The organism is Ruegeria sp. CK3 (assembly GCF_056536565.1).
Window position 1 is genome coordinate 47711 of the sequence record NZ_JBQFPV010000011.1, and the last position, 14175, is coordinate 61885.

At 52.7% G+C, this 14175-nt stretch carries 18 protein-coding genes; 3 read left to right on the plus strand and 15 right to left on the minus strand.

Annotation, left to right across the window (positions count from 1 at the left end; genetic code table 11):
* The first annotated feature begins 35 nt into the window (after nucleotides 1-35).
* Entirely contained in the window at nucleotides 36-986 is a 951-nt protein-coding gene (locus ACR0C3_RS17435) for an Acg family FMN-binding oxidoreductase (protein ID WP_480759680.1), read from the plus strand.
* Complete coding sequence (locus ACR0C3_RS17440; protein WP_480759681.1) at nucleotides 976-1425, plus strand: MarR family winged helix-turn-helix transcriptional regulator; 450 nt, start codon at nucleotides 976-978, stop codon at nucleotides 1423-1425. Before ACR0C3_RS17435 ends, ACR0C3_RS17440 begins: the two co-directional genes overlap by 11 nt.
* A 38-nt stretch (nucleotides 1426-1463) precedes the next feature.
* On the opposite strand, the gene ACR0C3_RS17445 is transcribed toward ACR0C3_RS17440, so the two are convergent.
* The 9 genes from ACR0C3_RS17445 to ACR0C3_RS17485 form a co-directional block, all read right to left on the minus strand.
* Nucleotides 1464-2174, minus strand: a complete 711-nt coding sequence (locus ACR0C3_RS17445) for a hypothetical protein (protein ID WP_480759682.1) — start codon at nucleotides 2172-2174, stop codon at nucleotides 1464-1466.
* Between the two features lie 433 nt (nucleotides 2175-2607).
* Nucleotides 2608-2778: a hypothetical protein gene (locus ACR0C3_RS17450; protein WP_480759683.1), complete on the minus strand. Its 171-nt coding sequence runs from the start codon at nucleotides 2776-2778 to the stop codon at nucleotides 2608-2610.
* Nucleotides 2779-3041: 263 nt separating this feature from the next.
* Nucleotides 3042-3596: a CIA30 family protein gene (locus tag ACR0C3_RS17455; protein WP_170643585.1), complete on the minus strand. Its 555-nt coding sequence runs from the start codon at nucleotides 3594-3596 to the stop codon at nucleotides 3042-3044.
* An 11-nt stretch (nucleotides 3597-3607) separates the two neighbouring features.
* Entirely contained in the window at nucleotides 3608-4060 is a 453-nt protein-coding gene (locus tag ACR0C3_RS17460) for a TspO/MBR family protein (protein ID WP_425085428.1), read from the minus strand.
* A 13-nt stretch (nucleotides 4061-4073) separates the two neighbouring features.
* Nucleotides 4074-4415: an aggregation factor core gene (locus ACR0C3_RS17465; protein WP_480759685.1), complete on the minus strand. Its 342-nt coding sequence runs from the start codon at nucleotides 4413-4415 to the stop codon at nucleotides 4074-4076.
* Between the two features lie 298 nt (nucleotides 4416-4713).
* The gene (locus ACR0C3_RS17470; protein WP_170471114.1) at nucleotides 4714-5097 is read right to left on the minus strand and encodes a nuclear transport factor 2 family protein; all 384 of its coding nucleotides are present in this window, start codon (nucleotides 5095-5097) and stop codon (nucleotides 4714-4716) included.
* A 144-nt stretch (nucleotides 5098-5241) separates the two neighbouring features.
* The gene (locus ACR0C3_RS17475) at nucleotides 5242-5622 is read right to left on the minus strand and encodes a VOC family protein (RefSeq protein WP_480759686.1); all 381 of its coding nucleotides are present in this window, start codon (nucleotides 5620-5622) and stop codon (nucleotides 5242-5244) included.
* On the minus strand, nucleotides 5623-6636 hold the full coding sequence (locus ACR0C3_RS17480; RefSeq protein ID WP_480759687.1) for a zinc-binding alcohol dehydrogenase family protein: 1014 nt from the start codon (nucleotides 6634-6636) through the stop codon (nucleotides 5623-5625).
* Between the two features lie 26 nt (nucleotides 6637-6662).
* The gene (locus tag ACR0C3_RS17485) at nucleotides 6663-6953 is read right to left on the minus strand and encodes a putative quinol monooxygenase (protein WP_480759688.1); all 291 of its coding nucleotides are present in this window, start codon (nucleotides 6951-6953) and stop codon (nucleotides 6663-6665) included.
* A gap of 104 nt (nucleotides 6954-7057) precedes the next feature.
* Here ACR0C3_RS17485 and ACR0C3_RS17490 point away from each other — a divergent pair, with 104 nt between their 5' ends.
* Nucleotides 7058-7966, plus strand: a complete 909-nt coding sequence (locus ACR0C3_RS17490; RefSeq protein ID WP_480759689.1) for a LysR family transcriptional regulator — start codon at nucleotides 7058-7060, stop codon at nucleotides 7964-7966.
* Nucleotides 7967-7977: 11 nt separating this feature from the next.
* On the opposite strand, the gene ACR0C3_RS17495 is transcribed toward ACR0C3_RS17490, so the two are convergent.
* From ACR0C3_RS17495 to ACR0C3_RS17520, 6 genes are all read right to left on the minus strand, one after another.
* Complete coding sequence (locus ACR0C3_RS17495; protein ID WP_480759690.1) at nucleotides 7978-8883, minus strand: haloalkane dehalogenase; 906 nt, start codon at nucleotides 8881-8883, stop codon at nucleotides 7978-7980.
* A gap of 237 nt (nucleotides 8884-9120) precedes the next feature.
* Nucleotides 9121-11010, minus strand: a complete 1890-nt coding sequence (locus tag ACR0C3_RS17500; RefSeq protein WP_480759692.1) for an SLC13 family permease — start codon at nucleotides 11008-11010, stop codon at nucleotides 9121-9123.
* Between the two features lie 340 nt (nucleotides 11011-11350).
* Nucleotides 11351-12457: an alkene reductase gene (locus ACR0C3_RS17505; RefSeq protein WP_480759693.1), complete on the minus strand. Its 1107-nt coding sequence runs from the start codon at nucleotides 12455-12457 to the stop codon at nucleotides 11351-11353.
* A gap of 114 nt (nucleotides 12458-12571) precedes the next feature.
* A complete protein-coding gene (locus ACR0C3_RS17510; RefSeq protein WP_480759694.1) occupies nucleotides 12572-13084 on the minus strand; it encodes a TetR/AcrR family transcriptional regulator in 513 nt (170 codons plus the stop codon).
* Nucleotides 13085-13337: 253 nt separating this feature from the next.
* Entirely contained in the window at nucleotides 13338-13919 is a 582-nt protein-coding gene (locus ACR0C3_RS17515; protein WP_480759695.1) for an aspartate/glutamate racemase family protein, read from the minus strand.
* A gap of 45 nt (nucleotides 13920-13964) precedes the next feature.
* Nucleotides 13965-14171, minus strand: coding sequence for a hypothetical protein (locus tag ACR0C3_RS17520; RefSeq protein ID WP_480759696.1), 207 nt, complete (start codon nucleotides 14169-14171; stop codon nucleotides 13965-13967).
* Nucleotides 14172-14175: the final 4 nt, after the last annotated feature.

Genomic DNA, 14175 nt, shown 5'->3' on the forward strand with positions numbered 1-14175 from the left:
CGCCAAAACCGTATGACGACCCACGCAAAGCCGCCTTGTCCTACGCAATTCTCGCCCCCAATCCGCACAACTTGCAACCTTGGCTGGTGGAGTTGGTTGGGCAAGACAAGGTGCGCATCCACCGTGATCATGATCGCGAACTTCCGGAAACCGATCCTTACCACCGCCAGCTCTTTATTGGCCTCGGCGCATTTGTTGAGACGATGGTTCTGGCGGCAGGTGCACAGGGATTTGATACCGAAGTCAAACTACTGCCAGATGGAGATGACGGACCAATCGCAGAAGCAGTGTTTGTTCCTGGCGGAGCGCTCGATCCACTCTCAGATCAAATCCTCAAACGGCATTCCAACAAAGAACCGTACACTGAACAGCGCCTCTCTGCCGATCAAGTGTCTACGCTTGGCAACTATGCAACTTTGATTACCGATGAAGATTTGGTGGCGAGTGTTCGAGACCTCACGAAACGCGCTTTCGAAATCGAAATGCGAACACCGCAGACCCTGAAAGAATCCGTAGACCTCATGCGGATCGGGAAAGCAGAAATCAACGCCAATCCGGACGGGATTGAATTGCGCGATCCCATGCTGGAAACGCTGCGACTTACCGGCCTATTGGACAATGAAACCCTTATGAATGTTGATCACCCAGGCACTCAGTCTCACATGCGAGGCTACTTCGCTATGCTAGACGCGACGCCGCAATACGCAGTCCTCACGACAGCTACAAATACGCGAAGCGATCAACTCGATGCCGGGCGTCAATTGATGCGTTTCTACCTGAAAACAACCGAAATGGGGCTAGGTGTGCATCCCGTCAGTCAAGCCCTTCAGGAATATCCTGAGATGGCCGATGAACACGCTCTTGCGCATGAGTTTCTTGCGTCACCGGGCCACACGGTGCAAATGTTGCTGCGTTTGGGGTATGGGCCCGAGCCAATTGCCACACCCCGCTGGCCTCTGGAGACACGAATTCTGAATGAAGCCTGAAGATGAGACCAACGAAGTCTACCGGTTCTTCACCGAGGTCGGGATCATCAACCAGCTGATCTCGACCAAGCTTGAAGCGTTCTTGCCTGGCAGAATGACCGCTACCCAATTTGGTATATTGGGCCACCTGGTCCGGCGCCCCGAGGGGGAAACGCCACTACAGCTATCGAACGCTTTTCAAGTGCCCAAGACGTCGATGACGCACATGCTCGCGAGCCTCGAAAACCATGCCCTGATTACCCTTGAAACCAACCCCAATGACAAGCGTTCGAAAATAGCCCGGTCCACGCCGCAAGGCGCGGAGTTTTTGAAAGCCTGTACGAAGCGGATGTCGGAATCCCTGGCTCCGGTTTTGTCCGAACTCGGGTCAGATCCATTTCACAATTCGCTGCCGAATCTGACGCTCGTACGCGAAGCTTTGGATAGCGAACGGGACTAGACAAAAACTAGTGTTGGCCAGAATACGAAACCAAATTCTCAGAACATCATGCAGTCTCCGCCCGGGGGAAGCGGCGGTGATCCTTCAGGCAAGGTGGGCGTGTAGTCAAATGTCACAATCGTCGCGCCGCCGTCGAATGCTACAAACAGTTGGTTTGATCCCGGCCTAATGGCGATGCCTTCCGGGTCAGTTCCGAACTCCAAAAGGCTTTGCTGGGCGAGCAGTTGACCATCTGCCGTGAACTCATACAAGCTGTTTGACCCCTCCCAGTCATCAACAATCAACATGTGACCGGTGCGTGGGTCAATGGCGATACCCTGTGCCTCACTTAAGGGGGGAGACAGCTTCATGGTATCCAACCTCGCCGTCAAAGCACCCTCTGAAGTGAACCAAGACAACCGTTCGGGGTCATCCTCTACGGTCACGATCTGCCCCTCCGCATTGATCGCGATCCCCTCGGTGTCTGCGAATCCGCCGTCCAGTTTGAAAGGCGCTCCGAGTGGCTCTCCATCTTTGGTGACACGTTGAAGGCTGCCGAGACCATCGCCCAACAACAAGTGATCCCCTTCGATAGCAATTGCTTTGATACGGAAGAGATCGCTGGATATGCGGCGCAACTCATCACCTTGCAATGTAACGAGAATAGCCTCGGGCCCCTCGTTCGCAATCCACAACCCACAAAACGTCGGATCGTAGTCAAGACTTGCGGGTTGATTGAGTTCATAACGCCCTGTTTCGCGAAGCTGCAATGCCGTGGCCGGGGTCGACACAGCAAAAAACAACAAGGCGGTGGTCCTCACAAACACTCAGGATGCTCCTAACTGAGTTAGAAAAGTGGGGCGGTGTCGTGACGGGTCAATACAAAGAACGATTGGTCTCCTAACAACAGAGGCCATCACATTGCCTCACCAGAGGAACGGAGAACGCCAAGAAACGGCCCAAGGTTGCGTGAGTTTGAAATATCCATCGACACAAACCAAGGCGATGAACTGGTGCAGTTTCTTGTATCGCAGCGGGACAAGGGGTTCCCTACCACGCAGTACTTATAGACGAGTCTGTCGCGTCACCACTCTCGTCATCGAGTGCTGTTTGGCTTTGGTGCTACCAATTGCAGAATTCGATCTGATTTAACCAAATTCACAGACAATTTAGTGTCGAACCCCGAGTCGAACCCCGAATCGCTTAAGCTTCGGCGATCAATGTGCCCCAACTGGAAAAGCCACCGTCTGTCTCACAGATGATCGTCTCCATCCCGGTTACCGCATCGTTCCCGAAATAGCAGTCCGCAAACGCACCAGTGCCAACAAATGATAGGGTCAGGGCAACAAGGCCCAAAGCTGTAATCCTCTTCATGATACTCACTCCTTTAGATGAGCTTCATGTGGGAGTTGTCTTTTGCTGAATGTATTTTGCTTTGATTAAGTTTTATTAACTGAAGACTGCCTGTGGAGTTGTCTCTTCAGAACGCAGCACGCTTCAAGTGTTTGCTCAGAAAAGACAGGTTGAGCATCTAAAATGAAGAAACAGCACATCTACGTTCAGGCATTGGCACAACTCGATCTCAACCGGTGTCAAGCAGACCTATCTGAATATCACAGCCCTCTCTTTGGAGATCTTCAATAGAAACCAATCTCACTGACATCTACGCGGGCCTTGTGATCGCGCCCGAAGGCTACAACTCCAATTGAAGTGATTTCATCAGCAACGGGAATAGCGCGCAATATGGCGCCTGAAGCCTTGAAACCTGATAGAGGCAAATAAACTTCGGTCCAGTCTTCAGAAGTTGCGAACTCGGCCTGATAGTATTGCCACGGAAGCACCGTGCCACGCGTTCTGAGGTGAACGAAGTATGGCTCACCGTTCCCCCGTACCAATAGCCTGACGCCTGATACACCCTCATCTGGTCGATCAGACAACTTGCGTCGGAATTGGATGAAACCGCCGTTGTTTTCTGTACTGACGGTTCCGGTCAGCCGCGCGAATGCTACATCACCTTCCGAACGAAATTGCACCTGTCCTGAGGAAACACCTCCCATGACGGTGTCGGCTACGTAGTCCCAACGCGTCTCCGGAGACTTGGAGAAGTCTTCAGTCAGTTTTCCATCAGCCTGAGCCATTGTGCATCCGATGATAGCAAGACCTGAAACAAGCCCAACGAAGTTGGCACGCATATTGTTCCTTCTCAGTTCAATATCGCAATGGAAAGGTTAAGCGCCGTGGCAAATGCGACCCATGCAAAATACGGCAGGAAGGCCAGTGCGGAAACCCGATCCGAATTCCTGACCCGAGCAATGAACATGACGATCACAGCCAACAACGCAACAATGACAACAAGGGCAAACCACGGCAGTTGCAGTACGAAAAAGGCTGGGGACCACAAAAAGTTCAGAACCATCTGCGCCCACCACAGCTTCATGGCGGTCGAGCTTCGGTCCGCTTCGAACTGACGCCAACCCACCATGGCGATCAAGACATAAAGCACCGTCCAAACCGGTCCAAAAATCCAATTTGGTGGGTTGAAAGCCGGTTTAGAAAGCTGCGCGTACCATTCGCCAGGTGCGGTCAGTGTCCCGATCAGGATGCCGCCGCCCACCATGAGCGCAAGGAATGCTATGCGGATCAACCAATTCGACATTGTAGGAGAGTTTTCAGCAGTCCTTGGTTGTTACGTTGACAAGTGCTTCAGAAGAGAAGGTCGCCGTACTGGTTTTATCTGCATCGGTAAATGACACTGTGGCGCCTTCGATCTCCGACCCCGTTACGGTGATTTCGCGTTGCCCGATGGTATCATCGACATCGATGGTAAAGGCGAGTTTGTCCCCGGCTGCGAGGGAGGCGATCTCAAGTTCAATTGTATCTTGCCCATCCTCGACCGCTGGAATTTGCCGCAGAGCATCCGCGCCCTCAACGAATTCGAGAGGTTGGAAGACCTCTACACCCGCGCCTTTGTCGGTAACGTCGAAAATCAGACGTCCCGCAGATTTCGACAAGTCAATTTTGACTGTCGAAGCTTCTACTTCGCAAGCTCCGACGTTTGTCAGAACAAAACGGTCCTTGGGTGCGCCTTCTATAAAGCGAATTTGTACACCAGCCTGAAGGGACGTGGCTGCAAATAGTCCAACGGTGGCTGTAAGAATACTTTTCGAGAACTTATTTATCTCCTAATTAAACGGTTCTTGATAGATACGCCTCGGCGGGTTTCCTGGATCAGACTTATACCCTTTGACTATCGTGGTTTAGCAGACAGCAGCTTTCGAAGTTCCATGCTCCGCAGTTAGAACGGCGAAGTCAAAACATGCCATTGTCATTCTCGCTGTTTGCTGGAACTTCCTGAAGAACGTCCCAGTGTTCGACAACCTTGCCATCAGCATCCAGGCGAAAAATATCGATCCCTGCGTACTCGAGACCATCTGGCCAGATTTGATGGCAATGCAGAATAACGTGATCGTCTTCAGCAAAGGCACGTTTGATATCCACACGCTTTCCCGGGTATTCGGCGGCCATGCGCTCGAAGTACTCGACAAAGGCTTGCTTGCCGTCGCCAACATGTGGGTTGTGCTGCGTATAGGTTTCCCCAACAAAGGTCGCTATGGCCTCGGCAGGTCGACACGCGTTGAACATCATTTCGTAAAAAGCGATGACGTTTTTCTTGTTTGTTTCGAGGTCCGGCATGGTGATCTCCAAATCGACGTTTGTACCGCCCAAAAAATGTTGGTCCTAGTAATTCTTGGAAGCAACCCGGCAAGGATCTAGATCATTGATCGGCAAAAAGTTACGAGCTTGATTTTGCGTTCCGGCAATTTCGAGGGTTTGCACTTACTCGGTTTCTTCGAAGTCTATATGAATATGATTTCCATCAGGATCGGCCACGTGAATTTGGACCATTCTAGTCCCCGGGACGTCAGTTTTGCGATACTGGACCTGACTCGAGCTCAGTTTTTCTTCGAATGCGCTCAACCCCGTGGCTGAGAGCGCAAAATGCTCGAGCTTGAGCTTCACTTCGGAACCGACATTTGGCGTTCTTTCGTGACCCACAAGGTGGACCACGGCGTGGTCACCCGCATACAACCAAGCTCCGGGAAACGGAAAATCAGGGCGGGCCCCGAGTTTCAAACCCAGGACCTCTTCGTACCAAGTAACCATCTCAGGCAACCTGGTCGTCACGATATTCACATGATCCAACCGCTCAATTCTCATTCAAAAACCCTCAAGCACGAGCTTCCCTTTGGCCTTGCCGCTTTCGAGGATAGCATGCGCTTTCATTAAGTTTGTAGCATTGATCCTACCGAGTGTATCGGTCGCTGTGGATCTGATCTTTCCATCATCTATCAACCCGGCGACCTGATTCAGGATTTCGCTTTGACGATTCATGTCTCCAGTCCCAAAAAGTGACCGAGTGTACATGAACTCCCAATGCAACGAGATCGACTTGGGTTTGAACGGCGCGATGTCGAAGGTCTCGGGATCATCGATCAACCCAAAGCGACCTTGGGGTGTCATCACCTCTCCAGCTTGAGACGCATAAAGCTGGGAATGGTTTGTTGAATAGATGAAATCCACGGTTTCGATACCTAGCGCCTCGAGTTGCGGCGCTAAGGCTTCCGAATGGTTGATGACGTGGTGTGCGCCCAGCTCTCGAACCCAGTCTTGTGTCTCGGGTCGGGACGCTGTCGCGATCACTGTCAATTCAGTGAGAGCCCGGGCCAATTGAATGGTGATCGATCCGACACCACCTGCGCCACCAATAACCAGCAACGTATTGGTTCCACCGGGCACGGCATCTTGGACTCGCAAGCGGTCGAACAGCATCTCAAAAGCAGTAAGCGTCGTCAGTGGCATCGCCGCAGCCGCTTTCGTCGGTATGGATTTTGGCGCGGCTCCGACAATACGTTCATCCACCAGATGAAACTCAGCATTGGTTCCCGGTCGGTTTATTGCCCCGGCATACCAAACTGTATCTCCCGGACTGAAAGTCTTGACCGTTTCGCCAACTGCTTCGACGATCCCTACTGCGTCCCACCCCAGAATATCAGGTACTGGACCCGCAGGAGCACGTTTTTGCCGAATTTTCGTATCGACCGGGTTCACTGACACGGCCTGCACCTTCACCAACAAGTCGTGCCCCTTTGGCGTCGGTTTGTCGGCCTCGAAATCGATTAAGGCGTCCGCCCGATCAATCGACCCCGTCTCACGGTATCCCACGGCTTTCATAACTTGCTCCTTTGTTCGGTTCTGTATCAACCGATGATTGTCATCTCATTCAACGTGAATTCTGCAACGGCGCCCTCTGTTGCTTCCAGGTAAGCCGTAAGGTGCTGAGCACCCATGTGGGTTTGCCAAAGCTCCCGGCTCTCCCAGTTTTCGTAGAACACGAAATGAGCCGGGTTGTCGTTGTCCTGGTGCAGGTCGTAGTTAATGCAACCCTCTTCAGCACGGGTTATGTCGATGAGCTTGATCAGCTCACCCTTTACGAGGTCGATCTTGTCGGGGTCGGCTTTGATGTTGGCGACGATTGTCAGCTTGGCCATTGGAATAGATCCCTTGTGTTCTTGAGTGATGCGCTAGATTTACGCCGCAGAACTTTCGGGATAAACAGGTCAGGTTCGAATATATAATCCGGAATTTCCGTTTAATGCTTTTAGACAATCTTCGCTTGTTTCTCACCATAGCCGAGAAAGGCAGTCTGGTGGCCGCGGCGCGCGAGACAGGGATGTCGAGCACGACAGTGTCCGAGCGGCTCGCGGCTCTGGAGGCACACTACGGTGTGGTTTTGTTCAACCGTACCACCCGCTCCATTAGCCTGACCGAAGAAGGCCGGACACTAGCCGATGGGGCAAGAAACGTTCTCAGTGAGGTTGCGGACCTGGATACACTTGTTCGGCACGGCGCCGAAACTCTGTCTGGTCCAATTCGCATAAGCGCGCCGATTGACTTGGGACGGAGCATTGTTTCCGAGGTTATCGCCGAATTCACCGAAGAGAACCCCGCCGTCTCAATCGAACTGTCCCTCTCAGACGGCTATGTCGATCTTGTCGGCCAGGGTTTCGACCTCGCCGTTCGCTTCGGCAACATCACAGACAGCTCGCTCAGGTTGCGAAATCTAGGAAGCTACCAACGTTTCGTATGTGCGTCCCCAAGTTACCTGGCCTCATTCGGAACGCCTGAAAAACCAGAAGATCTATTGAACCACAACTGCTTGGTCATGAGGTTTGGGGACATGATTGACAACGTTTGGGAGTTCGGGTCAGGACCAAATGCCCAGCGCGTATCGGTAAAGGGAAATCGAATAGTCAATGATGGTTCATTGATCCGCGATTGGGCGATCGCAGGCCATGGGGTCGTCTTGAAGTCAGAGCTGGATGTCGGCGACGATGTTCGATCTGGCAGACTTGTTTCTGTCTTGCGCAACTTCCTCCCACCGCCGAAACCTTTGCAAATGATGTTTCCGCCGAGCCGAGCCCAACCACGTCGCATAACGGCCTTGGCCGAGCATTTGCGTCGCAAATTTGGTGTGCGTTTAAGCCGTAGGGGAAGTCACTAATCTGACAGCCGCTATGTTTGCTCAATGAATTTCAAGGTTGCGAGTGCTAGCTCTCTGCCAGCGTCTTCTTGAATGAAATGCCCGGCTCTTGGCACAACGATATGATTATGACCAACTGCCCCGGGGATCGACTTTTGGAACAGTTTGTCTACCCCCGCCATGACCCTGTCATCTTCTCCAAAAACAGTCAGAATCGGAGTGTTCAGGGTCTTGAGGGTTTCCCATGCGGCTCGGTTGGCTTCTGAAGCTGGATTGTCAGGCGAGTCGGGCACCAACACTGGAAACTCTCGAGCGCCTGCCAGATAGCGCGCATCCGGAAACGGTGCGTTATAGGCTGCGACCTCTTCATCTGAAATCTTGGATGTTGTGCCACCGAATACGATGCGTCCCGAATTAAATTCCGCCACGGATTGCGAGTATTCCCGCCATGAAAGAAATGCCTCACCCAAGGGCACGTCACCGGTAGGTAGGGCCGTGTTCGCCACAACCACACGAGAGAACCGCTCGGGCATACTCGCAACCAGCCGCAAGCCAATGAGTCCGCCCCAGTCTTGGCAAACCAATGTGATGCCCGTCAGGTCAACTTTCCGCAACCACTCGGACATCCAGTCTACATGGCGTTGGTAGGTGTAGTCGGATCGCTCAGTGGGCTTGTCCGACCGGCCAAACCCAATCAAATCAGGAGCCAGAACTCGATGGCCCGCATCTTTGAATAACGGAATCATGTGCCGATACAGGAAGCACCAGGTTGGCTCTCCGTGCATCAACAACACTGGCGGTGCCTGCGCCGGTCCCTCGTCCAAATAGTGCAGACGGAGAAGACCGCCCTCGGTATCATCCAAATCAAGATAGTTCGGGCCAAAGTCGAAATCTGGCAATCCGTCAAACTGGTGGTCCGGTGTACGAAGGAACTTCATTGTGAACTCTCCAAAATTGCCGACGGTCTTGGTCCGACAACAGTGATGGATAAAACTAAAACGGTCCAGTTCCAGCGTATACCGACTTCAGGTTTGGTTGACTTCGACGCATTGCTTCGGTCCCTCGCGGCGGAGGTTCTTTTTTGCAGACGTCTTGAATCTAACGTTCCGACAAAAAAATTTGGTCTCAAAAACCCTATATTATGAGTTCATCTGTACGGATCGCCGAGAGGCGGCTCAGAAGAAAATCGCAAGTCCAGTCATTGAGACAACCAAGAAAAGCAGAGTCATGATTCCGCCCGAGCGAACAAAATCGACCACCCTGTAACCTGCTGGGCCCATGATCAACGCGTTCACCTGGTGTGTTGGGATCACAAATGAGTTGGACGTTGAAATTGCCACGGTGAGAGCAAATACAGCCGGGTTTCCACCCGCCGATACAGCAATAGAAACTGCTAGCGGCACCAGCAGAACAGTTGCACCTACGTTCGACATGACCAGCGTGAACGCCGTCGCCAAAACGGCTATTCCTGCTTGCAAAGACCAGATCGGCCACCCCTTCAAAAGGGCCAACACATGCGCTGCAATCCAATCCGCAGTGCCGGTGTTCTGAACCGCCTGCCCCAACGGGATCAGTGAAGCGAGTAGAAAAACTGTGCTCCAACTTATCGACTCGTACGCCTCATCAATCGACAACACCCGGCTCAAAACCATGCCAACAGCGCCAACTAACAGGCACAATGATAAACGCAGGTCAGAAAATAATATTAAGCTCAACGCTATCAGGAAGAAGGCGAGCGCCCATCCGACCTTGTGTGGCCGCAACTCTTCCTGAGGAAAGTCCGAGGTGACAACGACGAAGTCCCTGTCTGACTTCACTCGTGTCAGACGGTCCCACTGCACATGCACCACACATGTGTCGCCAGCTTGCAAAGGAACTTGCCCGATATGCGTGGCTGAATGATCCTCGGTCTCAACGTGGCTGAGTGTTTCTTCGCCACGCTGAATGGCCAACAAAGATAAACCATGCGTTTGACGAAGTCGTAAATCGATCGGAGTCTGGCCGATCACTGAAGAACCTGGAGGAATAACAACCTCGGCCACCCCTGATTGCGTCGCGGCGAAATCATCCGCAAAGACATCTAGTTGGGGCAGGATCTCCAAGCCGTAAGGCTCAGCAAACTGGTGCTCAACCACCCGACGCAGGCCAAGCACTGCGAGCCGCGCCGGGGCTTCGATCTTGGTATCCGCCATCGGCGCGATGACCTTGTGGCCGCGATAAGATGTGCCCAGAATGTACATGTTATGGGCGACCATCAGATCCGAAAGCGTTTGCCCGATGATGATCGAGCCTTCGGGGACACGTATCTCAAACATATCGGCCCTGAGCCCGTATGTGGCTTCGACATAAGCCTGCATGGACCGAGCCGAGCTTGCATCTTCTCCACGCTCCCGCTGCGCTGGGAGGACCCAGCGACCAAAGAGCACAAAGTAAAGTACCCCTGTCAGCACCAGCATCACACCGATAGGCGTGACTGAAAACAACCCAAATGTCTCCATTTGTTGGTCAGCTGGAAGGGATGAGTTTGCCGAAACAATCAGGTCATTCAAAAGGATGAGGGGCGACGACCCGACTAATGTAATCGTACCACCCAGAATCGCGCAAAACCCCATGGGCATCAGCAACCTACTCATCGGGATTTCCGTACGTGCTGAGATACGGCTTACAACAGGCAGAAAAAGCGCAGCAGCTCCGACGTTTTGCATGAAGGAGCTGATGACACCAACCGTTGTTGATATAATTGGGATGATCCGGGCTTCTGTCGTGCCACCATTCTTAAGGATCAAGGCCGCAACCTTTGACATAAGTCCGGTCTTATCAAGCCCCGCCCCTATTATCATAACTGCGATGATGGACATCACTGCGTTCGAGGAAAAACCTTCAAAGAGCCTGGAGACATCGGCAAGATTACCTAGCCCGGGTAGATAACTCAGTGCGCCAAGCAGCACCATCACAAGAATTGCTGCGACATCGATCCGTATAATCTCGGTAACAAAAAGTAAGACCGTGAAAGACAATAGACTCAGTACGGCTATCATTTCGTACGTCAGTGTCGGTAATTCCATATCGTACTCCCAACCTAACGTTACCTGAATAGTAGCAAATGCGAAGGACCAACTCTGCGCCGGAGGTAAGGCCAAAAACCATCAGGCCGGCTCACACAACTGGTTTTCTCGGACATGGTATGTGCTGAAACCTGGATTTCGCCAACTTAAAGAGACGCTGATGATAGACTCAAATGCGTCTCTTAGTCACCGCAATCGGAGGGAACCAGTCCATTCGCAGACGTGTGATAAATCCCAGCTTCCAGAAAGGGTATTGCCGTAACCGCGAAAAGAGCGCGCCCAAACCGGCGCGCTCATTCTATTTGCTATTGCCTGCCAAAAAGGAGTTGAGAGTGAGGCATCACTCTGCGGCAACCGCTTCCTCTTCCAGAGCCGGGTAGTCGGTGTATCCTCTTTCATTGCCACCGTAGAGGGTCGTTTCATCCAACTCATTCAGCGAGGCGTCTTTCTCCAGCCGTCTGACAAGATCCGGATTGGAAATAAACGGTCGGCCAAAAGCTACCAGATCGACGGCGCCGGTATCAACCGCTTCTATTGCCATTTCGCGGTCATAGGCATTGTTGCCCATCTTCGGACCGTCAAACAAATCATAGAGCGCCTTTAGATCGCCACCTTCGGGAATATCGCGCGGGCCACCGGTCTGTCCTTCTACGAGATGGAGATAGGCCAACCCATAACTATTCAACAATTTGATCGCATGCGAGAACGTCGCCTGTGGGTCACTGTCGGAAATGTTGTTGGCGTTCGAGAAGGGGCTGAGGCGGACACCAATACGGTCGGCGCCCCATACGTCGACAACTGCGTCCATGACTTCTTTGAGGAACCGTGCTCTGTTCTCGACAGGACCGCCATATTTGTCTTCACGCTTGTTGGACTCGTCCCGCAGAAACTGATCAATAAGATATCCGTTGGCTGCATGAACTTCGACACCGTCAAATCCAGCTTTCTTGGCGTTTTCTGCGGCCCTCCGGTAGTCGCCAACAATGCCAGCTATTTCTTCGATCGCCAGAGCACGCGGCTCAGACGTTTCAACAAACTGCTCACCATCAAAGGTCTTGGCCTTAGCACCAATCGCGGACGGCGCAACAGGGGCACCGCCATCCTGCTGCAAGCTGTGATGCGAAATCCGGCCAACATGCCAAAGCTGGATCACAATTTTGCCGCCCTCAGCATGGACGGCTTCAGTCACTTTTTTCCAGCCGTCGATCTGTGCTTCGGAATAAATGCCGGGTGTCCATGCATAGCCTTTGCCTTGGGGCGAGATTTGCGAAGCTTCCGTGATGATTAGACCAGCACCCGCCCGTTGCGCGTAGTACTTGGCCTGCAATTCATGGACGCTGTCATCCTCGGATCTTGCCCGGTTGCGGGTCAATGGCGCCATGACAACGCGGTTTTTCAGTTCAATTGCGCCAGCTTTGATGCCGGAGAACAGTTTTTCATCAGCCATTGCTGCTTCCTTCTTTGGTTTACTTCTATCAGACTGTTTTGGACTATTTGGTCCAGAATTAGGGTTGCGATTTTTTTAGGTTTTTTTGCTTTTAAAACATTAAGTTAGATAGATCTAAGGTGATACTACCAACCGAGCTTGTTTCAGAGTTTGCGATATCTGCTCCGCGGGAACACCCGCCTTGCGCAAAGCTAACGTGCCGATTGCAAGGGAGGCAAAGGCGCGCGCTTTGTCCAGGGCCTGTCCCGGATCCGAAGGCTCAATCGCTCTCGCAATAATCTCGTCAATACTCTCCAAATGGTGCCGCCCGAGGGCCGCCACATCATCATCATGAGGAGCAAGCTCCGTAAGGCAGTTGATCAGCATGCAGCCGTCACGACCGCCTTGCGGGTTCGCCAAAGCTTCCATTATCGCACCAACGGGGTCATCTCCGCCCGCGTCCGCGACCTCACGCAGAGTTTTCAAACCACGCTTGGAATAGTGGCTGAGAGCTTTGTGAAACAAAGCTCGCTTGCTGCCGAACGTTCCATAGAAGCTGGACCGGCTCAAACCCATTGCTATGGTCAAATCGTCCACAGATGCGGTCTCATATCCCTTGTGCCAAAAAACGCACAGGGCTTTTTCCAAAGCCTCGGCTTCATCAAAGCCACGAGGCCGACCTGGGCCTACAGAGGAATTGTTGTCGCAAACTATAAGAGTATTTTCGCTCATGCGTTAGATTTGGAATGGTCAGTCCAGAAATTCAAGGGACCTGTCGAGGATTCTGGAATAAACAGTCCGAATTGAAGCCAGCGACAGGATTTTTAGGTTGGTAGCAATACCGGACCCGCCCGTCGCGCTCGCTATCTGACTGATGTAAGCCAAAATTGCCGACGGAGACCTATGCGCTTGGGAGATGATTAGCCACGAAATTGGACAAACCCAACCAAACTTGACCGTAGTAGTCGCGAGAAACGATTGCTGAGTAGGCATAGTACAGCAAGGTCCCCCAATCGAAAATCGGCAGGCCCACCTCGCGCTGTGCTGCACGAGAAAACGGTTGCATCCCTGTGCATTCATAGACGATGGCGCCGACGTTCGGATAACGTGCCACGAGCGCTTTGGTTGCCTCCACCATCTGGCGTTCTGCGGTCTCAAAGCTTGCGAGAGGAGCGTCTGGACGTTTTTCCGGATCCCAGAGTTTGTCGAACTCGGTCACCCCCAGCTCGTCCTGGGCGCCGCCAACGATCAGGTTGGAATTCGAATCAATTCCGACGGCTTCGAGGTGGCGATCTGTCAGGAAGCGGCGTTGAGCACACAGGATTACCACCTTCTTGCGGCTGCCTATGACGGTCTGGGCAAATGGCGACAGCAGCAGGCTGGACGTGAACACTGGCACGCTTACGGCGGTGGCGACATTCTGCTGGAAATAGGCAAAGAAATCACATCCTGCGGCAATGGCGCGGCATCCGTATCTTTCCAACCGCTTTGCGGATACAATGATCGGCGCGCGAAGTGGTGTTGTGTCCTAGTCCCAAACCAAGGTTTTGTTGCTGACGTCCGTGGCGATCTCGTATTGGATCGGAAAGGGAAACGCGCTTGGGTTTCGCACGTCACCGGGGAAGCCCGGATAGGCATCGTCCAGAAGCATGACGCCAAGGCCCATCCCATAGCCCACATGGTTCTGACGCACGCGGATATCTTTGATGCCGGGGTCACGGGGTGAATAAAACATTTAG